This is a genomic window from Actinoplanes sp. NPDC051388, assembly GCF_055586225.1.
This window is the reverse complement of sequence record NZ_JBVJIP010000001.1, coordinates 110,120-134,747: the sequence shown is the minus strand read 5'-3', so window position 1 is coordinate 134,747 and position 24,628 is coordinate 110,120. Positions and strand designations below refer to the sequence as shown.

The 24,628-nt window shown below is 71.0% G+C and carries 28 protein-coding genes and 1 pseudogene; 11 read left to right on the top strand and 18 right to left on the bottom strand.

The window, feature by feature from the left end; translation table 11 throughout:
- The first annotated feature begins 20 nt into the window (after positions 1-20).
- Genes ACZ6TI_RS00700 through ACZ6TI_RS00690 form a run of 3 tightly spaced genes read left to right on the top strand, consistent with a single transcriptional unit; the run spans position 21 to position 2,535 of the window.
- Positions 21-812, top strand: coding sequence for an alpha/beta hydrolase (locus ACZ6TI_RS00700; protein ID WP_465342861.1), 792 nt, complete (start codon positions 21-23; stop codon positions 810-812).
- A complete protein-coding gene (locus ACZ6TI_RS00695) occupies positions 812-1,756 on the top strand; it encodes an alpha/beta hydrolase (RefSeq protein WP_465342860.1) in 945 nt (314 codons plus the stop codon). The genes ACZ6TI_RS00700 and ACZ6TI_RS00695 overlap by 1 nt, the downstream gene beginning before the upstream one ends.
- A gap of 8 nt (positions 1,757-1,764) precedes the next feature.
- Complete coding sequence (locus ACZ6TI_RS00690; protein WP_465342859.1) at positions 1,765-2,535, top strand: oxidoreductase; 771 nt, start codon at positions 1,765-1,767, stop codon at positions 2,533-2,535.
- A 61-nt stretch (positions 2,536-2,596) separates the two neighbouring features.
- Here the strand turns inward: ACZ6TI_RS00690 and ACZ6TI_RS00685 are convergent, their stop codons facing one another.
- The 6 genes and pseudogenes from ACZ6TI_RS00685 to ACZ6TI_RS00660 form a co-directional block, all read right to left on the bottom strand.
- Positions 2,597-3,352 carry an SDR family NAD(P)-dependent oxidoreductase gene (locus tag ACZ6TI_RS00685; RefSeq protein ID WP_465342858.1) on the bottom strand — a complete coding sequence of 252 codons (756 nt, stop codon included), beginning with the start codon at positions 3,350-3,352 and terminating at the stop codon, positions 2,597-2,599.
- 85 nt (positions 3,353-3,437) lie between these two features.
- Positions 3,438-3,590 carry a hypothetical protein gene (locus ACZ6TI_RS00680; RefSeq protein ID WP_465342857.1) on the bottom strand — a complete coding sequence of 51 codons (153 nt, stop codon included), beginning with the start codon at positions 3,588-3,590 and terminating at the stop codon, positions 3,438-3,440.
- A gap of 38 nt (positions 3,591-3,628) precedes the next feature.
- Positions 3,629-4,672, bottom strand: coding sequence for a LacI family DNA-binding transcriptional regulator (locus tag ACZ6TI_RS00675; RefSeq protein WP_465342856.1), 1,044 nt, complete (start codon positions 4,670-4,672; stop codon positions 3,629-3,631).
- 43 nt (positions 4,673-4,715) lie between these two features.
- Positions 4,716-4,952, bottom strand: a complete 237-nt coding sequence (locus ACZ6TI_RS00670) for a hypothetical protein (RefSeq protein WP_465343514.1) — start codon at positions 4,950-4,952, stop codon at positions 4,716-4,718.
- A pseudogene (locus ACZ6TI_RS00665) lies at positions 4,922-5,281 on the bottom strand (hypothetical protein); the annotation flags it as partial. The gene ACZ6TI_RS00670 and the pseudogene ACZ6TI_RS00665, both read right to left, overlap by 31 nt.
- A gap of 33 nt (positions 5,282-5,314) precedes the next feature.
- Positions 5,315-6,088 carry an NAD-dependent epimerase/dehydratase family protein gene (locus tag ACZ6TI_RS00660; RefSeq protein ID WP_465342855.1) on the bottom strand — a complete coding sequence of 258 codons (774 nt, stop codon included), beginning with the start codon at positions 6,086-6,088 and terminating at the stop codon, positions 5,315-5,317.
- A gap of 495 nt (positions 6,089-6,583) precedes the next feature.
- Between ACZ6TI_RS00660 and ACZ6TI_RS00655 the strand changes: the two genes are divergently transcribed.
- Positions 6,584-7,528 carry a hypothetical protein gene (locus ACZ6TI_RS00655; RefSeq protein ID WP_465342854.1) on the top strand — a complete coding sequence of 315 codons (945 nt, stop codon included), beginning with the start codon at positions 6,584-6,586 and terminating at the stop codon, positions 7,526-7,528.
- Here the strand turns inward: ACZ6TI_RS00655 and ACZ6TI_RS00650 are convergent.
- The 4 genes from ACZ6TI_RS00650 to ACZ6TI_RS00635 form a co-directional block, all read right to left on the bottom strand.
- Complete coding sequence (locus ACZ6TI_RS00650) at positions 7,525-9,393, bottom strand: beta-galactosidase (protein WP_465342853.1); 1,869 nt, start codon at positions 9,391-9,393, stop codon at positions 7,525-7,527. The two genes, ACZ6TI_RS00655 and ACZ6TI_RS00650, sit on opposite strands and share 4 nt — an antisense overlap.
- A 43-nt stretch (positions 9,394-9,436) precedes the next feature.
- On the bottom strand, positions 9,437-11,026 hold the full coding sequence (locus ACZ6TI_RS00645) for a serine/threonine-protein kinase (RefSeq protein ID WP_465342852.1): 1,590 nt from the start codon (positions 11,024-11,026) through the stop codon (positions 9,437-9,439).
- A 134-nt stretch (positions 11,027-11,160) separates the two neighbouring features.
- A complete protein-coding gene (locus ACZ6TI_RS00640) occupies positions 11,161-11,523 on the bottom strand; it encodes a YybH family protein (protein WP_465342851.1) in 363 nt (120 codons plus the stop codon).
- Entirely contained in the window at positions 11,520-12,686 is a 1,167-nt protein-coding gene (locus ACZ6TI_RS00635) for a serine hydrolase domain-containing protein (protein ID WP_465342850.1), read from the bottom strand. Before ACZ6TI_RS00635 ends, ACZ6TI_RS00640 begins: the two co-directional genes overlap by 4 nt.
- Before the next feature lie 68 nt (positions 12,687-12,754).
- Between ACZ6TI_RS00635 and ACZ6TI_RS00630 the strand changes: the two genes are divergently transcribed.
- Complete coding sequence (locus tag ACZ6TI_RS00630; RefSeq protein ID WP_465342849.1) at positions 12,755-13,207, top strand: hypothetical protein; 453 nt, start codon at positions 12,755-12,757, stop codon at positions 13,205-13,207.
- A gap of 109 nt (positions 13,208-13,316) precedes the next feature.
- On the opposite strand, the gene ACZ6TI_RS00625 is transcribed toward ACZ6TI_RS00630, so the two are convergent.
- Positions 13,317-14,309 (bottom strand): GlxA family transcriptional regulator, encoded by a 993-nt coding sequence (locus ACZ6TI_RS00625; protein ID WP_465342848.1) that lies wholly within the window; start codon positions 14,307-14,309, stop codon positions 13,317-13,319.
- Positions 14,310-14,311: 2 nt separating this feature from the next.
- On the bottom strand, positions 14,312-14,740 hold the full coding sequence (locus tag ACZ6TI_RS00620) for a VanZ family protein (RefSeq protein ID WP_465342847.1): 429 nt from the start codon (positions 14,738-14,740) through the stop codon (positions 14,312-14,314).
- 106 nt (positions 14,741-14,846) lie between these two features.
- Between ACZ6TI_RS00620 and ACZ6TI_RS00615 the strand changes: the two genes are divergently transcribed.
- The gene (locus ACZ6TI_RS00615; RefSeq protein WP_465342846.1) at positions 14,847-15,479 is read left to right on the top strand and encodes a TetR/AcrR family transcriptional regulator; all 633 of its coding nucleotides are present in this window, start codon (positions 14,847-14,849) and stop codon (positions 15,477-15,479) included.
- A complete protein-coding gene (locus tag ACZ6TI_RS00610) occupies positions 15,479-17,041 on the top strand; it encodes an MDR family MFS transporter (protein ID WP_465342845.1) in 1,563 nt (520 codons plus the stop codon). Before ACZ6TI_RS00615 ends, ACZ6TI_RS00610 begins: the two co-directional genes overlap by 1 nt.
- 19 nt (positions 17,042-17,060) lie before the next feature.
- Here ACZ6TI_RS00610 and ACZ6TI_RS00605 read toward each other — a convergent pair whose 3' ends face one another.
- Complete coding sequence (locus ACZ6TI_RS00605) at positions 17,061-17,420, bottom strand: STAS domain-containing protein (RefSeq protein ID WP_465342844.1); 360 nt, start codon at positions 17,418-17,420, stop codon at positions 17,061-17,063.
- A 382-nt stretch (positions 17,421-17,802) separates the two neighbouring features.
- Here ACZ6TI_RS00605 and ACZ6TI_RS00600 point away from each other — a divergent pair, with 382 nt between their 5' ends.
- The 3 genes from ACZ6TI_RS00600 to ACZ6TI_RS00590 all read left to right on the top strand — a co-directional run bounded on the left by ACZ6TI_RS00600 (position 17,803) and on the right by ACZ6TI_RS00590 (position 20,021).
- Entirely contained in the window at positions 17,803-18,723 is a 921-nt protein-coding gene (locus ACZ6TI_RS00600) for an AraC family transcriptional regulator (RefSeq protein ID WP_465342843.1), read from the top strand.
- Positions 18,724-19,259: 536 nt separating this feature from the next.
- Complete coding sequence (locus ACZ6TI_RS00595; protein ID WP_465342842.1) at positions 19,260-19,601, top strand: hypothetical protein; 342 nt, start codon at positions 19,260-19,262, stop codon at positions 19,599-19,601.
- 132 nt (positions 19,602-19,733) lie between these two features.
- Positions 19,734-20,021 carry a hypothetical protein gene (locus ACZ6TI_RS00590; RefSeq protein WP_465342841.1) on the top strand — a complete coding sequence of 96 codons (288 nt, stop codon included), beginning with the start codon at positions 19,734-19,736 and terminating at the stop codon, positions 20,019-20,021.
- 138 nt (positions 20,022-20,159) lie between these two features.
- On the opposite strand, the gene ACZ6TI_RS00585 is transcribed toward ACZ6TI_RS00590, so the two are convergent.
- Genes ACZ6TI_RS00585 through ACZ6TI_RS00575 form a run of 3 tightly spaced genes read right to left on the bottom strand, consistent with a single transcriptional unit; the run spans position 20,160 to position 21,600 of the window.
- On the bottom strand, positions 20,160-20,552 hold the full coding sequence (locus ACZ6TI_RS00585; RefSeq protein WP_465342840.1) for a DUF4180 domain-containing protein: 393 nt from the start codon (positions 20,550-20,552) through the stop codon (positions 20,160-20,162).
- Between the two features lie 7 nt (positions 20,553-20,559).
- A complete protein-coding gene (locus ACZ6TI_RS00580; protein WP_465342839.1) occupies positions 20,560-20,958 on the bottom strand; it encodes a helix-turn-helix domain-containing protein in 399 nt (132 codons plus the stop codon).
- A 30-nt stretch (positions 20,959-20,988) separates the two neighbouring features.
- Complete coding sequence (locus ACZ6TI_RS00575; protein ID WP_465342838.1) at positions 20,989-21,600, bottom strand: GNAT family N-acetyltransferase; 612 nt, start codon at positions 21,598-21,600, stop codon at positions 20,989-20,991.
- Here ACZ6TI_RS00575 and ACZ6TI_RS00570 point away from each other — a divergent pair.
- Positions 21,529-22,128, top strand: a complete 600-nt coding sequence (locus tag ACZ6TI_RS00570) for a TetR/AcrR family transcriptional regulator (RefSeq protein ID WP_465342837.1) — start codon at positions 21,529-21,531, stop codon at positions 22,126-22,128. The two genes, ACZ6TI_RS00575 and ACZ6TI_RS00570, sit on opposite strands and share 72 nt — an antisense overlap.
- On the opposite strand, the gene ACZ6TI_RS00565 is transcribed toward ACZ6TI_RS00570, so the two are convergent.
- Complete coding sequence (locus ACZ6TI_RS00565; RefSeq protein ID WP_465342836.1) at positions 22,109-23,911, bottom strand: molybdopterin-dependent oxidoreductase; 1,803 nt, start codon at positions 23,909-23,911, stop codon at positions 22,109-22,111. The two genes, ACZ6TI_RS00570 and ACZ6TI_RS00565, sit on opposite strands and share 20 nt — an antisense overlap.
- A gap of 80 nt (positions 23,912-23,991) precedes the next feature.
- Positions 23,992-24,624 carry a fasciclin domain-containing protein gene (locus ACZ6TI_RS00560; protein ID WP_465342835.1) on the bottom strand — a complete coding sequence of 211 codons (633 nt, stop codon included), beginning with the start codon at positions 24,622-24,624 and terminating at the stop codon, positions 23,992-23,994.
- Between the last annotated feature and the right edge of the window lie 4 nt (positions 24,625-24,628).

Below are 24,628 nucleotides of genomic sequence, written 5' to 3'. Positions count from 1 at the left end.
GACGGGCCTACGTTTCGCCCATGACAACGCCAGTTCTGTTCATCCACGGCCTCTGGCTGCACGCCTCCTCCTGGACCAGCTGGGTCGACCATTTCCGGGCGGAGGGCTACGAGCCGTCCGCGCCCGGCTGGCCCGGTGACTCCGGCACCGTCGCCGAGTCCCGCGCCGACCCGGACAGCATCGGCGACCACGGCATCGACGACGTGGTCGCGCACTACGCGAAGATCATCGAAGGACTCGACACCAAGCCGATCCTGATCGGGCACTCCTTCGGCGGCATGATCGCCCAGAAGCTGCTCGGCCAGGACCTCGCCGCGGCCGCCGTCGCGATCGACGCCGCCCAGATCAAGGGCGTGCTGCCGGTGCCGCTCTCCGCCCTGCGCGCCACCCTCCCGGTCTTCAAGAACCCCGCCAACCTGCACCGGGCCGTCTCCCTGACGGCAGAGCAGTTCCGGTACGCGTTCGGCAACGCGATCCCGGCGGAGGAGTCCCAGGACCTGTTCGACAGGTGGACCATCCCGGCCCCCGGCAAGCCGCTCTTCGAAGCCGCCTCGGCCAACTTCAACCCGCACTCACCGGCCAAAGTGGACACCGCCAACGAGTTGCGTGGCCCGCTGCTGCTGATCACCGGCGGCAAGGACCACACGGTGCCGGAGTCGGTCACCCGGGCCACGCTCAAGCAGTACCGGCACTCCGACGCGGTCACCGACCTGACCGATTTCCCCGACCGCGGGCACTCCCTGACCATCGACCACGGCTGGCGTGAGGTCGCCGACGTCTCCCTGTCCTGGCTGCGCGAACACTCACTCTGATGGTCCTGCTGGAGCCGGCCGCGCAGCGGTTCGCCGACGCGTGGGCCCGCCCGCCGCACCTGCATCAGCTGGACCCGGCGGCGGGCCGCGCGATCGTCGACGAGGCGCAGGCCGACCCGCCGTTCCTGCCGGCCGCCGAGGTGTCCGACCTGAGCGTGCCGGGCGGACCGGGCGGCGCGGTGCCGATCCGCGTGGTCCGGCCGCGCGGCGGCGATCGGGTGCTGCCGGTGATCCTGTTCCTGCACGGCCCCGGCTGGGTGTTCGGCAACCGGCACACGCACGACCGGCTGGTGCGCGAGCTGGCGGTAGGCGCCCGCGCGGCGGTGGTCTTCCCGGACTACAGCCTCGCGCCCGAGGCTCGCTACCCGATCGCGATCGAGGAGATCTGGGCGGTGGTGTGCTGGATCGCGTCGGCCGGCGCCGCGCACGGCTTCGACCCGGATCGGGTGGCGGTGGCCGGTGACTCGGCCGGCGGCAACCTGGCCATCGCGACGACCCTGCTGGCCGAGCGGCGCGGTGTGTCGTTCGTGCGGCAGGTGCTGTTCTATCCGGTCACCGACGCGTCGTTCGACACCGCGTCCTATCACGAGTTCGCCGAGGGCTACGGCCTGCGGCGGGACGCGATGATCTGGTTCTGGGACCGCTACACGACCGATCCGGCGCAGCGGGCGGAGATCACCGCGTCGCCGCTGCGGGCCACGATCGGCCGGCTCGCCGGGCTGCCGCCGGCGCTGGTCATCGTCGGGGAGGCCGACGTGCTGCGGGACGAGGGCGAGGCGTACGCGGCCAAGCTCCGCGCCGCCGGCGTGCCGGTCACCGCGGTCCGCTACCAGGGCATCATCCACGACTTCGCGGCGATCAACGCGCTGCGTGGCACCCGTGCGGCGGATGCCGCGATCACCCAGGCGATCACCTTTCTGCGCACCGGCCTGCACCCCGTCTAGGAGCTCACATGGATCTGCACCTGTCCGGCAAGATCGCCGTCGTCACCGGCGCCAGCAAGGGCATCGGGCTGGCGATCGTCCGCGCGCTGACCGACGAGGGCGCCACGGTGGTGGCCGGCGCCCGGGACACCAGCACCCTGACCGGGGTCCACGCGGTGGCGGTGGACCTGTCCACACCGGACGGTCCCGGCGACCTGATCGCCGCTGCCGTCGCCGCACACGGCGGCCTGGACATCCTGATCAACAACGTGGGCGCCGTCCACCCGCGCACCGGCGGATTCCTGTCCATCACCGACGAAGACTGGCTGACCACTCTGACGATCAACTTCCTCGCCGCGGTACGCACCACCCGCGCCGCCCTGCCCCACCTGATCGAGCGCGGCGCCGGCACCGTGGTGACCGTCAACTCGGTGAACGCGGCTCTGCCCGACCCACTGGTGATGGACTACAGCGCCGCCAAGAGCGCCCTGGCCAGCTTCAGCAAGTCGCTGTCGAAAGAGGTGGCGGCGCACGGCGTCCGGGTCAACACGGTCAGCCCCGGCCCGGTGAGCACCGGCCTGTGGCTGGGCGACTCGGGCGTGGCGGCGACCGTCGCGCGGGCGGCCGGCCTGGACCCGGCCGCGGTCGCGAAACAGGCCGCGGGCGATGCGGCGACCGGCCGCTTCACCCGCCCGGAGGAGGTGGCCGACCTGGTCCTGATGCTGGCCGGCGACCGAGCCGGCAACGTCACCGGCGCCGACTTCGTGATCGACGGCGGCCTGCTGACAACCCTGCGCTAAGCCGGTCCGACGTGCGCGGCCCGGCCGGTCACCGCCGGTCCGACGTGCGCGGGTGGGCCGGTCACCGCCGGTCCGTCTGCCGGTCGGCGACCTCGGTCATCATCTCGCCGGCGCCCGCCCACCGCTGCAACGCGATGGCCAGCCGGGGCGACAGGCCGGCGATCCGGCCGCCCAGCCGGGTGTTGAACGACGCCACGTCCACCTCGCCGCGATCGCGCGTGATCGCCCGCAGCACCCCGGCGGCCACCTGTTCGGGCGTCACGGTGCCGGCTCCGGCGACCGGGCGCACACCGGTCGCCGCGAACATGCCCGCACCCGAGATCAGGCCGGGGAAGACCGTCGAGACGCCGACGCCGGTCCCCCGCAACTCCTCGCGCATCGCCAGGCCGAAGCCGCGCAGCCCGAACTTCGTCGCCGTGTAGAGCGACGCGCCGGGCGCGGCCACCTTGGCCGCCATCGAGGCCACCAGCACGATGTGGCCCCGCCCGCGCTCGACCATCGGCGGGGTCAGCAGCCGGGTGAGCATGATCGCCGCGCGCAGATTCACGTCGAGCGCGCGATCGATCTGCTCGACGTCATACCCGGCCAGCTTTCCGGTGGCGGGCACCGCCGCGTTCAGCACCGCGATGTCGATCCGCCCGGCCCTCGCGACGAGGCTTTCGACGGAGGACGGGTCGGCGAGGTCAGCGATCAGCTCGGTGCCGCGGCGGCCGGCGAGCACTGTCACCCCACCGGCGGCGGTCACGGCCGACGCCACCGCCCGGCCCACCCCGCCGGTCGCGCCGGTGATCAGCGTGCGGGCGCCGGCGATCTTCACGACGCTCGCAGGCGTTGCACGGCCAGACAGCCGAGGACGACATCGAAGCTCACCGTTACACGATGAGCTTCGATGCGAGATTCCGCTACTTGCGATAGATGCGCACGTGGTCGATGTCGTACGCGGCGCCCGTCTCGGTCAGCTCGACCCCGTCCGAGCCCGCCCACGGACCGTCCACCGCCAGGTTCAGCAGCACGCTCGCCGGGTTGGTGCTCGCCTGCGTGCCGTCGTTGGCCACCCACCGGTACGTCTTGCAGGCGCTAGGAACGGCGGCTGCTAGCTGCCGGAAACGGTTCCGGTGGACTCTCGCGGCACGAAACGCGGGTTCGGCATCCACACCGGCTCGTCGAACTCCTTGCCGTCGATCGCCTCGAGCAGCAGCTGGGCAGCCACCCGCCCGTCGTCGAACGGGTGCTGGGTGACCGTGGAGAGCGCCGGGTGCAGGTATTGCGAGACGGTGATGTCGTCCCAGCCCACTATCGAGATGTCCTCCGGCACCCGCAGGCCGCGGGCATAGATCGCGCTCATGCCGGCGACCGCCATCAGGTCGTTGGAGTAGACGATCGCGGTGGGCTGGGCGTCGCCGTCCAGCAGCCGGGTCGTCGCGGCGCGCCCACCGGCCGCCGTGTAATCGCTCTTCATCCAGGCCGAGTCGTCGATCCCGTGCTCGCGCAGGAACTTCTGATAGAGCTCGCGGCGCAGCCGGGCGGGCGCGTTCGCCTGCGGCCCGACGACCTGGGCGATGCGGGTGTGCCCGAGACCGGCGAGGTGCGCGACCACGTCGCTGATCGCCTGCGCCTCGTCGTAGACCAGCACCGGCATGGTGGTCGACTCCGGCGGCCGGCCCAGGCTCACGAACGCCAGCCCGGCCTCCCTGACCAGAGCGAAACGTGGGTCGTCCTGGCGCAGGTCGGCGATCACCATGCCGTCCACCCGCCCGTCGACGGCCAGCCGGCGATAGGACCGGGCCTCCGCGTCCGGCCCGTCGACCACCTCGGTGACCAGCGAATATTGCGAGTTGGACAGCACGCTCTGCAGCCCGGCCATCAGGCTCGTGTAGTACTGATCGCTGGCCAGCGCCTCGGGGGACGTCTGGAAGACCAGGCCGATCGCATAAGCCCGGGAGGCCGACAACGCCCGCGCGCGCATGCTCGGGGACCAGCCCATCGTGCGAGCCGTCTCGACGATGTGCAGGCGCGTCGACTCCTTGACGCCGGGCCGGTCGTTCAGTGCGTACGACACCAGGGTCTTGCTGACCCCGGCGGCGCGCGCGACGTCACTGATCCGGACGGCCTGCCGTCGACCCGGCGCTTCGCTCATCGACCTTCACTTTCTTTACAGTTCCCGGGAATGCTACGCGGGGTCACCAATCCGCGAAGCCTCCGTCGGGATAGCTCCATGCCGGGTTGCCCTCGGGAACGACGTCCCGATGCGCGGCGCGCACGGCCTGCTCATCCACCTCGATGCCCAGCCCGGGCCCGGTCGGCCGCGGCACGTGACCGGAGACCGGGGCCAGCACATCAGAATTACGTAGGATTCTCACGTCTGCGCTACCGGGTGTCGGATCGATCACATGCTCCCGCGCGTAAAAGTCGGGAATCGCCAGGTCAAGCTGGATGCGGGCGGCCAGCGCAACCGGACCGAGTGGAGCAACTCGTGGATCGGCGCCCCGAAATGCTTGCCGCGCAGGTCCCACAGCGCCTGGTCGAGGCCGGCCACCGCGCTGGCCGGCACCGCCCCGCCGCGATAGAAGCCGCCGCGGCCCAGCCGCTGCCAGTGCCGGGTGACCGGCAGCGAATCCTCGCCGAGCAGATGCCCGGAAAGCTCGCGGACCGCCGCCACGATCGTGCCGGGCCGGTGCTCGAGGGTGGCGTCGCCCCAGCCCACCGGCCCGTGGTCGGTGCCGATCCGGACCAAGCACATGGCGCTCGCCGAGCACGAAGGTCTCGACCTGAGTGATCTTCATGGGTATGCCGGGGTGAAGCCCAGGAAGGCCTGCGCGCGGCTGGTGTCGAGCGGCGCCTCGTTGCCGGGGAAGACCCGGTCGCGGATCGCCGAGGCCGGGATCAGCTCCTCGGTCGGCCGGTCGGCGAACGTGGTCGGCGCCGCCACCAGCATCGTGTGCGCGCCGTCGTAGTCCCTGGTCAGGGCGAGCCGGAACGCCTCGGCCGCGTCCCGGGTGTCGATCCAGCCCCAGCCGCCGCCGGCGCTGATGTCCAGCTGCGACTGGTACCAGCGCCGCATCCCCTCGCGGTTCTCCGGCGGCACCACCAGCGGCAGCCGGAACGCCACCCCGGACGCGCCGAACCGGCGGCAGACCGAACGAAGCGTGTTCTCGTCGGTCTGCTTCGCCATCGAGTACGGGTCCGCGACGTCCGGCGGGGTCTCCACGCTGACCGGGTAGTGCAGCTGCGGGGAATGCGGGTTCAGCGACAGCCCGGAGGCGTGCACGCTGCTGGCGATCGCGAACCGCCGGATGCCCGCCTCGGCCGCGGTCCACAGCACCACGAACGTGGCGGCGGTGTTGTTCACGAAGATCTCGGTGCGCGGGTCGTGCTCGGGGTTGGCGATCGCGGCCAGATGCGCGACCGCGCCCACGCCGTCGAGCGCGGCGGCCACCACCGCCGGATCGCGCGCGTCGCCCTTGAGCGTCGCCACCTCGTGCCCACGGTCCCGCAGGTGGGCAACCACCGCGGACCCGACCATCCCGTCGCTGCCGGTGACCAGGACCCGCACCGCCACCCCTTTCTTTGAACCGGTTCACCAGAAGGCTAGCGTGAACTCGCCGCCGTCGTAGCTTCCGGTCATGGATACAACCGTCCCGGGCATTCTCGATCGCATGACGCTCCGCGAGAAGATCGGGCAGCTCAACCAGCGGCTGCTCGGCTGACCGCCTGGGAGCGCACCGCCACCGGCGGCGCGACCACCACGAAGGCGCTGGACTCCGAGATCGCCCGGTGGGACGGGGTGGGCGCGGTCTACGGCGCCAACCTCGGCGCGGCAGCATCGAGGGCGCGCTGGGGGTGATGGCCGCCTACAACGATCTCGACGGCAGGTGTGGGTGGCAATCGAGCCGGACGCGCTGCCGGGTCTCGGCATCCCGCCCGGCGCGACCGGCGAGCTGCTGCTCTGGCTATCGATCAATGGCGCCGGGGAGCCGATCGACCCGATTGGCACGGCCGTTTCCGGACAGTCCGTTGTGGACGCTGCGAATCGGCCTAGCGTCGGAGGATGCGCCGGATCCTGACCGTCCTCGCCGCCGGGCTGCTGCTCCTGACGACCGCCTGCACCGGCTCGGACGAGCCTTCCACCCGCACGCCGTCCGCAAGTCCGGCGCCGTCCACCACGCCGCCGCCGCGACAGCTCACGCCGACCGAATATCAGACCTGGATCAGCGGGGTCGAGCGCGACGTCCGCACGAATCTCGACCGGGCCATGGCCGCGAAGAACCTGGCCGAGGTCGACGCGGCCCGGCTGTCCCTGGTCGACGTCCTGACCCGCCGCAAGGACGAGATGGAGGCGCTCCGGCCACCGGACACCGCGTCGAAGACCCACGACAAGGTCGAGTCGCTGGTCTACAAATACGACACGCTGCGCGACGTCACCAGGGCCGCCGACGCCGGTGAGAAGAACGACTGCGGGCTGGCCCCGTCGTCCGCCGAGCAGATGTTCGAGTCCAAGAACACCCTCTGGCTCACCGTCGGCGGCAGCGCACCGGAGGAGATCACCGCCGCCGCGAAGAAGGAGGGGCTCAGCTTCGGCGCGAAACTGATGCCGCGCCAGCCGGTCCGGCCGGCGGTCACCGATCGCCGCCTGCGCAACGGCACCGTCGTGCAGCGCACCGGGCGCCGCGGGCCGAGCAGCATCCGGATCGACAACGACGACATCTTCGACGTCGCCGTGCTGACCCGGGCGAGCGGCAACGGCCCGCGGGCGATGATCTACGTCCGGGCCGGGGCGAAGGCCACCCTCCGCGGCGTGGCCGGCAACAAGAACGGCACCTTCACCATCTCCTTCAAGTCCGGCAGCGACTGGGATCGGAAGCGGCGCGGGTTCCGGCGCAACTGCTCGTTCGAGACCTTCGAACAGACCTTCAACACCCGCTCGGACTGGGAGATCGACCTGGAGAAGAGCACGTTCGGCAACGCGCCGACCAAACCCACCGATCCCTTCTAGCCTCGGTTCAAAATTCGGTAGCCGAAGGGTGGCAGCGTCTCGCCGGCCGCCTCGATCGGCGACGCGTTGTGGTTGATCAGCGTGATCACGTCGCCGCGCGCGCAGGCCTCGACGCGCGGCGGCAGACCGGGCAGCACCGGCTCGACCTTCGCGAGATCCAGCAGCGTGCCCACCACCGCGTCCTTGCCGGCGTCGTCGGCGAGCGTCGCCAGGTAGTGTGCGCGGCCCTTGCGGGTGAACGCCGCCGCGCCGTCCGGGAAGGAGGCCAGCACCTCGGCGTCGTCCACCCGCAGCACCTCACGCAGGGTCGAACCGCGCTGCTCACCCCAGCTCACCTCGGTCGCGCCCTCGAAGTCGAGCACCCGCACCCCGAGCGCCGGTCCGAGCCGAGTGGTGAACCCGCCCGGCAGAAACCGATCGTGCTCGTCGACCACGTCGGTGAAGGCGGTCGCCAGGAAGACCTTCCCCGATTCCAGATAGGCGACCAGCGGCCCCGCGTCCCGGATCAGATAGAGGCTCGGCGCCACCACCAGGTCGTAGGAATCGAAGGGCCCTTCGGACCGGATCAGGTCGACCTGCACGTTGCGCCGGTGGAAGGCGGCGTGCCAGGCCTGCACCTCGGCCAGGTAGTCGAACTGCGCGGGGTGATCGGGCTGGTCGACGGCCCACAGCGTGTCCCAGTCGAGCACGATCGCCACCCGCGCCTCGCCGCCCGGCGCCGGCAACTCCCCCAGCCCGGCCAGGTCCGCGCCGAGCCGCTCGATCTCGCGATAGGTGCGGGTCTCGGTGCCGGCGTGCGGCAGCATCGCCGAGTGGAACTTCTCCGAGCCGGCCGACGCCTGGCGCCACTGGAAGAAGAGCACCCCGTCGGCGCCGCGGCCGACCGCCTGCATGCTCATCGCGGCCATCTGCCCGGGCGCCTTGGGTGCGTTGTTCGGCCGCCAGTTGACCGCGTTCGGCGCCTGTTCCATCAGCAGCCACGGCTTGCCGGGCGAGAACGAGCGCATCAGGTCGCGGGAGAACGCGGCCTCCCGGAACGACTCCGGGTCACGTGGATCGAAGTAGTTGTCGTCCGAGATCACGTCCAGCTCGCGCGCCCAGGCCCAGTAGTCGGTCGGCTCGTGCGCGCCCATGAAGTTCGTGGTGATCGGCTGGGTCGCGCCGGACTCGCGGACGATGGCCTTCTCCATCCGCAGCAGTTCCAGCAGCGCGTCCGACGAGAATCGCCGGAAGTCGAGCAGCCCGCCCGGGTTGACGCTGGCCGGAGCCAGCCGGGGCGGCACGATCTGCTCGAAGTCGGTGTAGTGCTGCGACCAGAACCAGGTGCCCCAAGCGTCGTTCAGCGCGTCGATGCTCCGATATCTGGCCCGCAACCAGTCCCGGAACGCGGCCGCGGCCTGGTCCGAGTAGTCATATGCGGCGTGACAGCCGTACTCGTTGTTGAGGTGCCACAACACCACCGCGGGATGGTCCTTGTAGCGCTCGACCGTGGTGCGGGTCAGGTCGGCGGCCAGGCGGCGGTAGTCGGGCGACGTCGGCGCGTAGTGCTGGCGACCGCCCGGCCAGCGGGTCGCGCCCTCCCGCGTGCTGGTCAGCATCGCCGGATACTTGTGCGCGGCCCAGGGCGGCGGCGAGGCGGTGCCGGTGGCCAGGTCGACCGCGATGCCGCCGGCGTGCAGCTGGTCGATGACCCGGTCCAGCCAGTCGTAGTCGTAGACCCCCTCGTCGGGCTGGATGCGCGCCCAGGAGAAGACGCCGACCGTGGCCATGTTCAAGCCGGCCCGGCGCATCAGCCGCACGTCCTCGGCCCAGACGTCCTCGGGCCACTGCTCGGGGTTGTAGTCACCGCCGTACCAGATCGTCATGGCCCCAGTATGGTTCCGGCCACCGGCCCAGAGGACGCGTCCGTCAGAGCGGCAGGTTGACCGGGGTCGGCACGCCGGCCACGCAGGTCACGGTCATCCGGACCGTCTTCGAGCCCTTGCTCTTGAAGACGATCCCGGCGGTGACGCCCGGCCCCGCGTTGACCTTCTCCACGACATAGGGGTCGATCGGGTCCCACTCGAGCAGCGTCACCTTGCCGCCGGCGCATCGGGCCAGCACCGTGCCGCCGCCCGAGCTGAGCGTCTTGGCCTTGGGCTCCGGTGGCGTGCTGTCGGGCGGGGCCTGCGACAAGGGCGGCGAACTGACGCCGAGCGTCGGCTGGGCGCTGCTGCTCGGCACGGCGAAGCTCGGGCTGCCGGTGACGCCGGGGATCACCTCTTCCGGCGTGGCGCCGGGGGCCTGACCGGCGCCGCCGTCCGGGACACCGGGCAGGCTCGTGGCGCCGGGGGCGGACGGGTCGGTCCGCAAGTCCGCCGCGTCGGTCGGGCTGGACGGTGCGAGCGCCACCTGGTCGCCGCGGGCGCCGTCCGCCTCCTCGGGCAGGTAGTTCCACAACAGCAGCGCCGCGACCAGCGCGATCGCGCAGCCGCCGGCCGCGCCCAGCAGGCGACGCCGCTGATTCGATCCCTTCGCCCGCATCTCCGGCCCGGCGTTGGATTCCGGCCCGGGGACCGCCGCCGCCACGGCCGCTGCCGCGTTGGCCGCCTTGACCGCGTTGTCACCGGTCGCCTCGCCGCCGCGCTTGACGTTCGCCGACGGTTCCCGCCGCCCGGCCGCCCGCCCGCCGAACAGCTCCGGCGCCACGTCGGCCGCCTCCAGCAGGATCGTCGACGCCTCGGCCGCGCTCGGTCGCTCCGCCGGGTCCTTGAGCAGGCAGCGGTGCACCAGGTCGGTCACGTCGGCGGGCACGCCGGGCAGCTGCGGCATCGGGTCGGGTTCGATGTAGACGTGCGCGTCCAGCATCTGGGTGGTGCTCTCGACGCTCCACGGTGACTCGTTGGTCAGCAGGCGGTAGATCAGGACGCCCAGCGCATAGACGTCCGAGGCCGGCTCGATGCGGTCGCTGAGCAGCCGCTCCGGCGCCAGGTAGGCCGGCGTGCCGAGCAGCTCGTCGTCCGGGCGCCCCGGCCCGGCGACCGCCGCGATGCCGAAGTCCACGACCTTGGCCCGGGCCGGAGTCACCATCACGTTGGCCGGCTTGATGTCGCGGTGGACCAGACCGTAGCCGTGGGCCGCGGCCAGGGCGGCGGCCACCTCACCGCAGATCCGGAAGGCGGCGCGCGGCGGGACCGGCCCCTGCGTCACCCGCTCGGCCAACGTCGGCCCGTTGATCAGCTCCATCACGACATAGGACAGACAGGCGCCGTCGTCGTCCTCTTCACCGAAGTCGTAGACCTGGGCGATATTCGGGTGCGAAAGGGTGGCCGCGGCGCGCGCCTCGGCTCGGATCCGGGCCCGGGACAGTTCGTCGTCGGCGTATCGGCCGGCCAGCACCTTGACGGCGACCGGACGGTTCAGCACTTCGTCGTGTGCTTTCCACACCACGGCCATGCCGCCCTTGCCGAGTTCGCTCAGCAGTTTGTAACGACCGCCGAGCGTCTGCTGCACCTCCACCCGAGGCAGTCTGCCTGCCTGAACTCGAATGCGCGAACCCGCATGGCACGGAAATCAATTCACATTCGCAATGTGAGTAGGTCGCCTTGTCGCTTTTGCACGACGACGTCCCCCGCAATTACGTCAGTCAGGCATCAACTGCTCTCCGACTGATCCATCCACCATTCGGTGAACTGCCTCGCCTGACCGGCGCCATCCAGGCGCAGCACCCACATGTTGCTGTAGCGCCGGTCCGGATAGATCGTCTCGGCCTCGATGATCGCCAGGTCCTCGGTGACGATCAGCGGATGCCACTCGAAGGTCCAGGTGCCCGGCTCGTCGCGCCGGGCCAGCCATTTGGCCACGATCTCGTCGCGGCCGCGCCACGGCGTGGCCCACGGCTCGGGGAAATAGGCCGCATCCTCGGCGAAGAGGACGGCGATGTCGGCCGGGTCGTTGCTGGCCCAGGCCCGCCGGTAGTTGTCGATCCACGCGGTGACCGCGTCGAGGCTGGTCATCGGTGTGCCAACGTGGCGAACTCGGCCATGCCGCCGTTCCACAGGAAGTCGCTCACCTGGGTCATCGCGATCGCGATCAAACCCGCGTGCGGGTCGGTGAACCAGTCGGTGCCGTAACCACCGGCCCAGCCATAGGTCCCCGGGTTGGGCGCCGCCTCACTGGGCTCGACGGTCACCGCCATGCCGAAGCCCCAGCCGCTGCCACCGAGCAACATGCCGCCGCTCTCGATCTGCTCGGGCGTCAGGTGGTTGGTGGTCATCTGCTCGACCGAGTGCTCGGACAGGACCCGGGTGCCGCCGTGCACGCCGCCGGCCAGCAACATCCGCGCGAAGGCCAGAAAATCGTCCACGGTCGAGGCCAGCCCGCCCGAGCCGGACGGGAACGACGGCTCGGTGGTCCAGACCGGCGGCCGGGTCGCCGTGCGCTCGGCCAGCTGCTTGGTGTCGTCGTCCGTCTGGTATTGCCCCGGCAGCCGCTCGGCCAGCTCGGGCGGCAGCGAGAAGCCGGTGCGCCGCATGTCCAGCGGATCGAAGACGCGCTCGCGCAGCACCTGCCCGAGAGGCTGCCCGGCGGCCCGCGCCACCAGCACGCCCAGCACGTGCGTGCCGGTGTTGTAGTTCCACCCCGCGCCCGGCTGATAGATCAGCGGCAGGGTGCCGAACCGCGCGATCCAGGTGTCCGGGTCGAGTGGGCTGCGCGGCTCCGGCGGGCCGAACCCGAGCTGCAGCTCGTCGGCGCGCTTGACGATGGGCACCGGCGGATCGAACGACGGCTCGACGATCATCCCGCTGCCCAGCCGGAACGTGAGCAGATCGTCGACCGTGATCGGGCGCTCCGCCGGGACGGTGTCGTCGAGCTCGGCGTCATAACTGCGCAGCACCCGCAGCCCGGCCAGCTCGGGCAGCACCCGCTGGACCGGCTCCTCGAGGTCGAGCAGATCGTCCTCGACCAGGGCCATGGTGGCCGCGGCCAGCACCGGCTTGGTCATCGAGGCGATCCGGAACGGGGTGTCCCGCCGCATCGGCACGTCGCCACCCACGTGGGTCACGCCGATCGCGTCCACCAGCACGTCATCGCCGCGGGCGATCAGCGTGACGATGCCGGGCATCTCACCGCGGCCGACCCGCGCGGCCATCGCGTCGTGCAGCTCTTCGGAAGGCATGACATTCACCCTGCCAGGCCGCTACGACATTTTCAGGACTCGTCGTACCCGGCGGATAATCTCCTCGCATGCAGACGCAGCAGTGGCGGCATCTCCCGGTCGCGGCGCGGCCGATCGCGGCGGGCGCCGAGACCGCGGTCGCGGCCGTGCGCGACGGCGACGACGAGGCGCTCGACGCGGCGGTCACCGCGCTGGCCGCGCTCGACGCGGCCCAGGTCGGCCTGGTCCTGGGCACGGCCGTGCGGCTGCTGCTCGAGGACCGCCACCCCGACGGGCTGACCGGCGACGAGGTGCGGGCGGTGCTGATCACCACCGTGCGCGCCGGCGCCGATCCCGAGGTCGCGCTGGTGCTGCTGGCCGGCGCGCTGGGCCTCGACCACGAGCCCGAGCAGCCGCCGCGGCCCGCTGCCCTGGCACACGACGCCGCGATCCTGCTGGCCGGCCAGCTCGGCGCCGATCAGATTCGGCCATGGCTGGAGCGTGCGATCAGCGAGATCGAGCGGACCCAGCTGAACGATTAGGGTCTGTCCCGTGGATCAGCCAAGTGCGAGGCGAGGTCCAGAGTGTGGCTGGCATCGGGCGCGAAACACCCGAATACCGGGGTTGTATTCGGGTGTTTCGCGGCCGTTGTCAGGCGCGCTCTGGACCACGCCGCAGCCCTGGCTGATCCACGGGACAGGCCCTAGCTCGGAAGGCGTGGCGATAGGCGTAAGGGCTGGTGCCGACGACGCTCTTGAAACGGTCGCGGAAGGCGGTCGGCGAGCCGAAGCCGACCTCGCCGCCGATCCGGTCCACCGACTGCGCGGTCGTCTCCAGCAAATGCTGTGCGCGCCGGATCCGCGCCCGGTGCAGCCACTGCAGCGGCGTCGTGCCGGTCTGCTCCCGAAAGCGCCGGTTGAGCGTGCGGGTGCTGAGGCCGGCGTGCGCGGCGATCCGGGCCAGGGTCAGGTCGTGCCCGGCGTTCTCCTCGAGCCAGTCGAGCAGCGGTTCCATCGTGGCGCCGCGCGGTGCCGGAGGCAGCGGATGGTCGATGAACTGCGCCTGCCCGCCCTCGCGTTCCAGCGGCATGACGGAGAGCCGGGCGGCGTCCGCCGCGACCGCCGAGCCGTGGTCCCGGCGGATCAGGTGCAGGCACAGGTCGAGGCCCGCGGCGGCGCCGGCCGAGGTGAGGAACTGGCCGTTGTCGACATAGAGCACGCCGGCGTCCACGGTGACCGCCGGATGCCGTTCGGCCAGCAGTTCCGCGGCCACCCAGTGGGTGGTGGCGCGCCGGCCGTCGAGCAGCCCGGTCGCCGCGAGCACGAACGCGCCGGCACAGATCGAGGCGATCCGGGTGCCGCGCGCCGCGGCCGCGCACAGGGCGGCCACGACCTCGTCCGGTACGGCCTTCGTCACGTCCACACAGCCGGGCAGGATGATGGTGTCCGCGGCAGCCAGCGCGTCCAGCCCGTGCGGCGCCCGCAGCACGAACGCCCCGGCGTCCACCTCGGGAGCCGGCGCGCAGACCCGCACGTCATAGGCGACCGAGCCGTCGGCCAGCCGGGTGCGCGCGAACACCTCCAGCGGCGTGGACAGGTCGAAGGCCACCACCCCGTCCAGCGCCAGCACCGCCACCACGTGCATTTCTAGACTCCGTCCAGGGCTTCGGCCCGGTCCCGGGTCGCCTTGTGCAGCAGCCACAGGCCGATCACCCCGCCGGCCGTGTTGGCGATCAGGTCGTTGATGTCGACCGTGCGGCGGGCGTTCAGGGTCAGGGCTAGGAACAGCTGGGTCGTCTCGATGCCGAGGCTGGTGGCGAAGGCCAGCCAGGCCAGGCGCTTCATCGAGTCGGCCCAGCGCCACAGCATCGGCACCAGCACGCCGAACGGCACGAACATGATCACATTCAGAATGCCGCTGACCGGATCCACGACGAACGGGATCCAGTGGATCATCGTTTGCCAGGGCGGATCCCAGGGGTGCCGCGGTCGGGGATGCGGGATCACCGTCACGGCGAGCACGCTCACCGCGTACAGCGAGAAGAGCGTCGCGGTGATCAGCCTGGGTCGCGTCACCAGGGCAACGCTAGCCAATGGTCGCGAAGATCCACCGAAAACGCAGCGTTAGCTGCACTCGATAAAAGTTTGCAGTGGCTGCAGGTTCTGCTCTACCGTTGCCGCCGTGACCGACAACGGGCTTCGTGACCGCAAGAAGCGGCAGACCCGCGCCGCGCTGATCGACGCCGCGCTGCGCCTGGTCGACGAGCGCGGGCTCGAGCAGGTGACGGTCGAGGAGATCAGCGCCGCCGCCGACGTCTCGCCGCGGACGTTCTTCAACTACTTCGCGACCAAGGACGAGGCGCTGATCGGCGACGACGCCACCGACCAGGCCCGGCTGCTCGAGGCGTTCAAAGCGGTCGAGCCGGGCGTCCCGGTGGTCGGCGCGCTGCTGCTCTCGATCTCCCCGGCGATCTTCGAGATGGAGGTGCAGCGCGACCTCTGGATCCGCCGCATGCGGGTGATGTCGGCCAATCCGTCGCTGGTCACCAGCCTGATGGCCCGCACCGCGCGGGCCGAGCAGGAGCTGGTCCGGGCCATCGCCGAGCGCGTCGGCGTGCCTCCCGACAGCGGATTTCCGCTGCTCACCGCGGCCGTCACCGGCGCCGCCTTCCGCGCGGCACTGATGCGCTGGGCGACCCCGCACGGCGTCCTGAGCCTCTACGACTGCGTGCACCAGGCCTTCGGCATGGTGGTCGCCGGCCTGCCCGACCCCACCCCCGCACCCGACTTCGCAGCAGAATCGAGGAAGGTCTGATGACCTCGGTGACCCCCACGGATGCCGCGACCGCCGGCCGGATGTCCCGGCGCGAGGTGATGCAGGCGCTCTCCGGCCTGATGCTCGGGATGTTCGTGTCCATCCTGGCGTCCACCATCGTCGCCAACGCCCTGCCGCGCATCATCGCCGACCTGGGCGGCACCCAGTCGGTCTACACCTGGATCGTGACCACCGAGCTGCTCGCGATGACCGCCACCGTGCCGCTCTGGGGCAAGATGGCCGACCTCTACAGCAAGAAGCTGCTGATCCAGCTCTCCCTGCTGCTGTTCGTGGCCGGGTCGCTGATCGCCGGCCTGACGCCGAACGTCGGCATCCTGATCGTCAGCCGGGTCGTGCAGGGCGTCGGCGCGGGCGGCATGACCGCGCTCGCCCTGATCGTGATGGCCGCCATGATCCCGCCGCGCGAGCTGGGCCGATACTCCGGCATCTTCGGCGCGATCTTCGGCGTCGCCACCATCGCCGGCCCGCTGATCGGCGGGGTGCTGGTGGACACGTCGTGGCCGGGCTGGCGCTGGACGTTCCTGATCGGTGTGCCGTTCACGCTGGCCGCGATCGTGCTGCTGCAGCGCACCCTGCATCTGCCGGCGGTGCCGCGGCAGCGGGTGTCGATCGACTGGCTGGGCGCGTTCCTGATCACCGCGGGCGTGTGCGACCTGCTGATCTGGTCGACGCTGGCGGGCACGCAGTTCGCGTGGGGGTCGTGGCCGACGGCGCTGTTCGTGATCGGCGGCGTGCTGCTGCTCGGGCTGGCGGTGCTGGTCGAGGCGCGGGCCGAGGAGCCGATCATCCCGCTGAGCATCTTCCGCAACCGCACGGTGACACTGGCCATCGTGGCGAGCACGCTGGTCGGCGTGGCGCTGTTCGGCGGCACCGTGTTCCTGTCGCAGTACTTCCAGTTCTCGTTGGGCAAGACGCCGACGGTGGCCGGGCTGATGAGCCTGCCGATGATCTTCGGGCTGCTGATCTCCTCCACGGTGGCCGGTGGGCTGATCACCAAGTACGGCCGGTGGAAGGCATATCTGGTCTGGGGTGCTGTGATCATGGTGGCCGGGATGCTGCTGCTCAGCCGGATCGGGTCGGACACCACCGTGCTGACCGTCTCGATCTACATGTTCGTGCTGGGCGTCGGGGTCGGCATGCTGATGCAGAATCTGGTGCTGGCCGCGCAGAACGACGTGCCCGCCGCCGAGCTGGGTGCGGCCACCTCGTCGATCACGTTCTTCCGCAGCATGGGCGGCGCGATCGGGGTGAGCGCGCTGGGCGCGGTGCTGGCCAACCGGGTGACGTCGCTCTTCCAGGAGCGCTTCCCGGCGGCGGCGACCGGCGACGGCGGGGCGCAGGTGCCGGACATCAACTCGCTGTCGCCCGAGGTGCGGGCGATCATCGCGGATGTCTATGGCAGCGCGACCGCCGAGCTCTTCCTGGTCGGCACGCCGATCGCCGCGCTGGCCGTGATCGCGGTGTTCTTCATCAAGGAGAAGCCGCTGCACACGCTGAGCGGGGACGAGCGGGCGGCCGCCGAGCGGGCCGCGCTGCACTGACGGATCTGGGCCGGACCGCTCAAACCAAGGGGCGCAGACCCACCTGGCTGCGCGGGGAGGGCGGCTCGGCGCAGCCCAGGAGGCCGACCAGGCCGGAGACCCAGAGCTGGCGATAGACGGTGGGGCTCGGGTGGCTGACCACCAGCTTGACGTTGCTGGCGGCGGCCGCGTGGAAGCACGCGACCAGAATCCCGATGCCGATGCTGTCGATCAGCATCACCCGTTGGAGATCGAGGCAAATCTTGCCCGGCGTGGTCGAGGTGAGCACGTCGTTGACGGCGTCCCGCATCACGTGAGCGTTGTCGAGATCGATCTCACCGCTGGGGGCGATCTCGACGGTGCCGTCGGCCAACTGGCGCGTGGTGATCGGCAGATACACGGCTGCCCTCTTCCTGGCGTCGTACGGCCGACGCCAACCTTGCGCGGGGGGTAATGCGCCGACCAAGAGCGCATTCCGGCGCCCTGCCCGAGACGCCGGCGACGCCCGCCCGAGGCGTCGACCGGGGACCGCGATCCAACAACGTTCCGCTGGTCTGCAAGTTACGCCACGTAGGCGTGGAACGCCAGAGGAGTTCATCTGGCCGGAATGTACTGGAACGGTCAGAGACGTACTCTCGGCGTTGACGATGCGGTCGTCCATCCGAATACTCTCGGTATGCGTCGGACCGCACTGCGACATGAGTGATCCACAAACCCGGACCCTTCCGGGCGCTCTGTCACCGCCGTCTGTCGCCCACTTCAGCAGCGCGGACATCGATCAGGTGCGGTACCTGCTAAACCGGTTCTTCTACCCCATCGCGGTCGGCGTGCCGAACGGGGCGGACAGTTTCAAGCTGGGGGCCGACGTGATCCGACTCGGTCCGCTGACCATCGGCCGGTTCACGTTCGGGGCCCCGGTCACGCTCGCCGCGTCGGAGCTGGGCGCCTACCACGTGAGCATCCCGATGACCGGCCACATGTATTCCCGGCACGCCGGGCGCGAGGTCGACGCGTCCCCCGAACGGGCTGCGGTCTTCGGCCCCGGTCACCCCGTGTACACCCACCACGACGCCGACTCGGCCGAGCTCGCAGTCAAGATCGAGCGCCCCGCCCTGGAGGCGGAACTGTCCGCGATGCTGGGCCGCCCGATCGACGGCCCGCTGGACCTGCCCGCGGCGATGGACGTCTCCGCCGGAGCCGGCAGCAACTGGCGCAACATCGTGCAGGTCCTGCACGACGAGTCCAACCACCCCGACAGCCTGATCCACCAGCCGCTGATCGGCGAACGAGCCCGCCACCTGATCATGGCCGGCCTGCTGTTCACCATCCCGCACCGCTACCAGGAGGAGCTCCTGGCCCAGCCCCGGCAGGTCGCCCCCAAGGCGATCAAGCGAGTCCAGGACGCGATCGAGGACGAGCCGGAACGCCCGTTCACGGTGACCGACCTGGCCGCGATCGCGAACGTCAGCGTCCGCTCCCTGCAGGAGGGTTTCCGCCGCCATCTGGGCAGCGCCCCGATGACCTACCTGCAGCGCGTCCGCCTCGAACGGGCCCACCAGGACCTGCGCAACGCGGACCCGACCAGGGAAACGGTGTCGGCGATAGCGCACCGGTGGGGGTTCGCCCACCTGGGCCGCTTCGCGTCCACCTACCGCGGCCAGTTCCACCAGTCCCCTTCGGAAACGCTGCGCGCCCACCCCTGAAAACCTTTTCCGGATACGCGCACACAAAGGCCGGCGCCCCCACGCCCAAGGCCGTTCTCCCCACCCTGATCACGCCCTTCCGGCCCGGCGCCCCCACCGGCCAGGACACCGCCTCGCGGCGAAGTCGCGCGCGCCTCGGCAACCACGTGACCTGCTAGAACATCACGCAGAGCGGCGGCCGTCGGCTGGATCCAAACACTGGGCGCCTCGGGGCGTCAGCCGTTTGGGGGCTCGACCAAGCCGCATTTGTATGCGGTGCGTGTTGGTGACGTGGCGGTGTGTAGGTTGAGGGCTCGACCGCGGCGCCGTCGGCGCGACGAGGTCCATTAGCCGATGATCCGGTGCTCGAAACGGACGATCAGTCAGTCCGAGGTCCAAGTGAGCGCGATCCGGACAGGATGTGCGTGCATCGGATGGACGCTGAGTAGCGAGACGAATACATTTCTCGCCTATCACGTATGCGCAACCCCAGACGGGTCGCACGCGTGGGGGCGAGGAGAAGCGAGATAGATGACTGAGCGTAGGGACTGGCGGGAGTGAGCCTGCCAGATGCCGAACGGGACGCGTGCGATGTGGTGCAGGCGTTGGGTGGGATCGCGGCCCTCCTGTCTCGGCTGTCTCCTGACGACCCGGCGTTCGACGACGCGCTGAGGGTGCTGCACCGCCTGGCCGAGGACGGCGCGACCGGAGCCCAACGGGTCGCGAGCTACCTGCAATCCCTCCGCGGCGCGGGCGACGGCGAAAGCAGTCCCGTCCCACCCCGCCTGGGCCCGTGGCGCGACTGGGTCCCGCCGCGAGGACACGTCCTGGGACACACCGGCCCGTCCCAGCGCATCGGCGAACTCCCCCGCGCCCGCCGCACCGACCCCGGCGAGTGATCCCGGCCGCAACGGCGACCTCCGCGGGCAGGTGCCCGAAGATCCACGTGCGGACAGAGGTAGTGGGCGGCCCGTTGGGTATGTGAGTCTTGGCCCTTCCACGATGGAGGCCTTCCGCGATGGAGGAGAACCATGACTGACGAGCAACAACCGTTGGAAGAGCGCCCCGAGGTGGCCGACGCCGTCGAGGACGACGTGGCGGTGGACGCGTTCATCACCGGCGGTGGGCCGGATTCCGATTCGCCGGATTTCCTGGCACCAGGCGAAGAACCCGTCATCCGCACCGGCGCCGATCAGCCCTGGGATCCCGAGGATCTGGCCGAAGCCCAGGGCAAGGACCCGACACCGGAGAACATCGAACGCGCCCGCCGGGAACTCGAACGCGACGGCCCCGCCGCGATCGAGAAGACCGTCCCCTGACCTCCGGCCACCGCAAGTGAGCGCCGGCTATCGGCCGATGCCGCTGCCGGCGCATTCCCGATAGCCGGCGCCGGTGTCGACTCGCTGGTCAGTGCGCGGGCACCGTCCTCGCGAACGCTCCGCGACGCTACACCCGAGTCAGCGGCGCTGAGCGCCGGCGAGCCGGTCGCCGAGCTCGTCCAGATCGCGCACGAACCACACCTGCCGCCCCTTGTTCGACTCGCGCACCAGGTCGCGGAACGCGGTGCCGGCGTCGGGCAACTCGCCCACGACCACCAGCCGCACGTGGTAGTTGACGAACTTCTGCATGACCTCGCCGGCGAGACCGGTGCGCAGCCGGAAGAAGCGCTCGTCCAGCCGCCCGACCGGCACCGCCACCACCTCGGCCTCGCGGCCGAAGGCGTCGCCGATCACGTCCAGCGCGTCCTGCGGCGTCGCGATCTGTGCGCCCGCGGCCTCGCAGACGAGCACCGGCACGTCGCCGATCTGCCGCACCGAGCCACCCAACATGTCACCCACCGTGTCACTCATCGCCACCTCACAGAGCCTCGAGGACGCCGTCCAATGTCTGCAGCAGGCCGGCCGCCGTCGCGAGGTCGCCGATCACGATCACCTTGAGCCGGGCCCGCGCGGCGTCGTGGACCACCTGCACCCTGGTCAGCGGCGCGAGCTGAGCACCCGCCACCAGCAACGTGCTCAGCCGGTCGGCCGTCACGGCGTCGACATCCGCCACCTCGACCACCGCGGACACCTCGGCCCGCGGCGCCACCGGCTCCGGACGGCCGGTGAACGTGTCGAGGTCGGCCCCCGCGATCCGGTATTGCTTGCCGATCCGCACGGCTCGCAGCCGCCCGTCGCGGATGTAACCCCGCACGGTGCGGACATGCAGACCCAACAGCTCGGCGACCTGCTCAGGCGAGTGCCAATCACTCTCCATAATTCCCCATCGTACGCAAGAAGGGGAAGTTTAGGGAAGTTTGCGTGACCAATTCTGGCCGACCAGGTTCGCGCCGAAGCTGCGGTGCGGGGCTTCGTCGTCGAGGGTGAAGCCGGCCGCCTGATAGATCCGGCGGGCCGCGCCGAGGACGTCGTTGGTCCACAGCGTGATGCGCCGATAGCCCGCGCCGGCCGCGAAGGACAGGCACTCACCGACCAGCCGCGCGCCCAGGCCGAGCCCGCGAAACGCCGGGTCGACCAGCAGGATCCGCAGCTGGGCGGTGCGCTCGTCGGCCGTGACGCAGAAGACGCAGCCGGCCCGCCGCCCGTCCACCTCGGCGATCCACGCGGCCTCGCGATCCGGATCCCGCTTCTCCGCGTAGTCCGCCACGATCCGCGCCACCAACTCCTCGAAGGTCGAGTCCCAGCCGTATTCCGCCGCATAGACCTCGCCGTGCGCCATCACGACCCAGCCCAGATCGCCGGGCCGGCCCAGCGGCCGCACCACCACACCCATGCCGACTCCCTTCATCCACTGAAACGACTGTTTCAGTCGTGCCAGAATGCCGGGGTGACGAGCGAAACGGCAAGCCCCCGCCGGACGGAGCTTCTCGAGGCGGCCTATGCCTATGCACTGGCGCACGGGCTGGGCGACATGTCGCTGCGTCCGCTGGCCGCCGAGATCGGCTCGAGCCCGCGGGTGCTGCTCTATCTGTTCGGCTCCAAGGACGGCCTGATCCGCGAATTGCTGGCCCGGGCGCGTAAGGACGAGGTCGCGCTGCTCCGCCGGACCCCGTCCGACGACCTGGCCGGCGCGACCATGCAGCTCTGGACCTGGCTGAGCGATCCGAGTCACCGCGCGCTGCTGACTCTGTGGACAGAGGCCTACGCCCGGTCACTGACCGAACCGGACGGTCCGTGGTCAGACTTCGCCGCCGCGACGGTGCGTGACTGGCTGGACCTGCTCGCCACCGCCCAGCCCCCGGCCATCCGCCACACGAACGCCGGGGCCGCCGATCGGACCGCGGCCCTGGCCCTGCTGCGCGGTGCCCTGCTGGACCTGCTCGCCACCGGCGACCGCACTCGCACCACCGCGGCCGTGCAGACCGCCACGACCGCGGCCCTGCGGTGGCGAAGCCGGGGGAAGAAGGTCAGCCCACGGTCACCGTGATGGTGTGCCGGCCGGTCGCGCCGGACGGGAACGGCGTTGCCCTGGACTCGGTCTGGGTCTCGCCGGTGTCGTCGGTCGCCCGGACGGACAGCGAATGCGGGCCGGCGGTCGCCTTCCAGGCGAGGCGCCACTGCACCCAGGTGTCCTCCGACGGCACCGGGAGCAGCTCGGCCCGCTGCCAGTCGCCGTCGTCCACCCGCACCTCGACGGTCTTGACGCCTCGGCCCTGCGCCCACGCGACACCCGCGACGGTGACCTCGCCCGCGGTGACGTTCGTGAACGGGAGCGGACTGTCGATGCGGGACGCCGTCTTGACCGGGCCGTCGGCGGCCCAGCCGCGCTTCACCCAGTAGGCGTCGAAGTCCGCGAACGTGCTCAGTTCCAGCTCGGTGAGCCACTTGCACGCGCCGGCGTAGCCATAGAGGCCCGGCGTCAGCATGCGCACCGGGAAGCCGTGCTCGACGGGCAGCGGTTCGCCGTTCATGCCGACGCACAGCATGGCGTCGCGCCCGTCCAGGACGGTGGAGACCGGGGTGCCGATGGTCATTCCCTCGGCCGAGCGGGCCACGATCTGGTCCGCGCCGGGTTTCACGCCCGCTTCGCGGAGCAGAGGCGCGATGGGTACGCCGAGCCAGCGCGCCGTCCCGATATAGGGCCCGCCGACCTCGTTGGAGACGCAGTTCAGAGTGATGTCCCGCTCGATCAACGGACGGTCGAGCAGATCCTCGAACGACAGCTCGAACTCCCGGTCCACCATCCCGTGCAGCCGGAGCCGCCAGCTCGCCACATCGATCCGCGGCAGGGTGAGCGCGGTGTCCACCCGATAGAAATCGGCGTTCGTGGTGACGAAACCCGGACCGATGCCGGACGGCAGCGGCGCGGCCGGGTCGGCGGCCACCGGGAGCTTGATGGCCTCGCGGGATTCGGCGATCGCACCGCCGCGGCCACGCTTGACCAGCTCGGCGGCCCCACCGGCGACGATCGTGCCGCCGGCCACGAGCGACGCGGCCCGCAGGAACGCGCGCCGATCGACGAGCACGTGCCGCGGCTTGCCGGAGCCGCCGTCACGCCGCGAGCGGCCGGGCGGCGTCGAGCCACCGAGCGGGAGAACGCCGCCGGAGAGGCCAGACGGGCTGCCCGAGACACCGGGCCGGATGCTCACGCCACCTTCAGTGGCGGCGCCGCCGGACGGCCCCGAGGAGGACTGCGGGCCGCCCAACGCGGTGACGTCAGAGCCGGAGGCACCCGCCCCGGCAACGGGAACCTCAAGACCGGAGGCAGCGGGCGCGTCGAGGTCGGCGGACCGGACATCGACTGCGTGGGTGCGGGCCGCGCCGGAGGCTGCGTCCGGTGCGGGCCTGACGGCGTGCCGGATGGTCAGGACCAGGGTCACCCCGGCGATGGCCGCGGCGACCAGGGAGGGGACCACGTCGAAGGCGCCGGCCGTCGGGCGGGACAGTGCCGCCCCCGCGCCGGCCAGGCCGAACACCACGGCTCCCGCGGGAGTAACCCAGCCGTGGCGGACACTGAGCACGCCCAGCACGGCGGCGCAGAGGGCCAGCACCAGGCCGATCGAGCCGAGCAGCACGGGCTTGTCGTTGGTGCCGAGTTCGCGTACCGCGAATTCCTTGACCGGGGTCGGCGTCGCGTCGATGATCGCCCCGCCCACCGCGACCAACGGACCGGCCTGCGGCTTTGTCGCGGCCGCGAGCAGTTCACCCAGCGCCACCCCGAAAGCGGCGGACAGCACGCCCAGCAGGGCGGGAACGGCGATCCGGCGCATGACGACTCCTCGAGGCAGGTGAGGCGTGGGATGGAGCCAGGGCGCCGGCCGCGAACACGCGCGGCCGGCGCTGCCCACGGTCAGCTCTTCGGCATCAGCACGGAGTCGACGATGTAGACGGTGGCGTTGGCGGTCTGGACGTTGCCGCAGACGACAGTCGACGCGCCGTTGACCTTGAGGTCCTCGCCGCTGCCCTCGACCGTCACCGAACCGCCCTGCAGGGTCTTGTGCGTGCCGGCCAGCTGCTCCGGGGTGAGCTTCCCGGACACCACGTGGTAGGTGAGGATGCTGGTCAGGGTCTTCTTGTCGGCCAGCACCTTCTTCAGGTCGGCGGCCGGGATCTTGGCGAACGCGTCGTTGGTCGGCGCGAAGACCGTGATCGCCGGGGCGGTGTTCAGCGAATCCACCAGGCCGGCCTGCTTGACCGCGGTGACCAGTGTCGAGAGCAACGGGTTGCCGGAGGCGGCGGTGGCGACCGGCACCATGGCCATCGCCTGGAAGCTGCCCGGGTTGCTCTCGTCGGTCGGCACGGCGGCACAGCCCGGTCCGAAGTTGGTCATCGCGGTGGTCATGCTCGGCGACGCGCTGGTCGCCATCGGGGCGGCCGTGTCGGTGGTGCCGCCGCCGGCGCCCGAGCTGTCGCTGCCGCAGGCGGCCATCGAAACCGTGAACGTGGCCGCTGCGGTGAGCGCGAGAATCTTCGTCGAACGCATTGGA

Bases quoted from the DNA above. Each gene is read 5' to 3' on its own strand.
- ACZ6TI_RS00700 (WP_465342861.1), top strand. From the start codon at position 21: ATGACAACGCCAGTTCTGTTCATCCACGGCCTCTGGCTGCACGCCTCC.
- ACZ6TI_RS00695 (WP_465342860.1), top strand. From the start codon at position 812: ATGGTCCTGCTGGAGCCGGCCGCGCAGCGGTTCGCCGACGCGTGGGCC.
- ACZ6TI_RS00690 (WP_465342859.1), top strand. From the start codon at position 1,765: ATGGATCTGCACCTGTCCGGCAAGATCGCCGTCGTCACCGGCGCCAGC.
- ACZ6TI_RS00675 (WP_465342856.1), bottom strand. From the start codon at position 4,672: ATGAGCGAAGCGCCGGGTCGACGGCAGGCCGTCCGGATCAGTGACGTC.
- ACZ6TI_RS00655 (WP_465342854.1), top strand. From the start codon at position 6,584: ATGCGCCGGATCCTGACCGTCCTCGCCGCCGGGCTGCTGCTCCTGACG.
- ACZ6TI_RS00650 (WP_465342853.1), bottom strand. From the start codon at position 9,393: ATGACGATCTGGTACGGCGGTGACTACAACCCCGAGCAGTGGCCCGAG.
- ACZ6TI_RS00640 (WP_465342851.1), bottom strand. From the start codon at position 11,523: ATGACCAGCCTCGACGCGGTCACCGCGTGGATCGACAACTACCGGCGG.
- ACZ6TI_RS00635 (WP_465342850.1), bottom strand. From the start codon at position 12,686: ATGCCTTCCGAAGAGCTGCACGACGCGATGGCCGCGCGGGTCGGCCGC.
- ACZ6TI_RS00630 (WP_465342849.1), top strand. From the start codon at position 12,755: ATGCAGACGCAGCAGTGGCGGCATCTCCCGGTCGCGGCGCGGCCGATC.
- ACZ6TI_RS00625 (WP_465342848.1), bottom strand. From the start codon at position 14,309: ATGCACGTGGTGGCGGTGCTGGCGCTGGACGGGGTGGTGGCCTTCGAC.
- ACZ6TI_RS00610 (WP_465342845.1), top strand. From the start codon at position 15,479: ATGACCTCGGTGACCCCCACGGATGCCGCGACCGCCGGCCGGATGTCC.
- ACZ6TI_RS00590 (WP_465342841.1), top strand. From the start codon at position 19,734: ATGACTGACGAGCAACAACCGTTGGAAGAGCGCCCCGAGGTGGCCGAC.
- ACZ6TI_RS00585 (WP_465342840.1), bottom strand. From the start codon at position 20,552: ATGAGTGACACGGTGGGTGACATGTTGGGTGGCTCGGTGCGGCAGATC.
- ACZ6TI_RS00580 (WP_465342839.1), bottom strand. From the start codon at position 20,958: ATGGAGAGTGATTGGCACTCGCCTGAGCAGGTCGCCGAGCTGTTGGGT.
- ACZ6TI_RS00565 (WP_465342836.1), bottom strand. From the start codon at position 23,911: ATGCGCCGGATCGCCGTTCCCGCCCTGCTGGGCGTGCTGTCCGCCGCT.
- ACZ6TI_RS00560 (WP_465342835.1), bottom strand. From the start codon at position 24,624: ATGCGTTCGACGAAGATTCTCGCGCTCACCGCAGCGGCCACGTTCACG.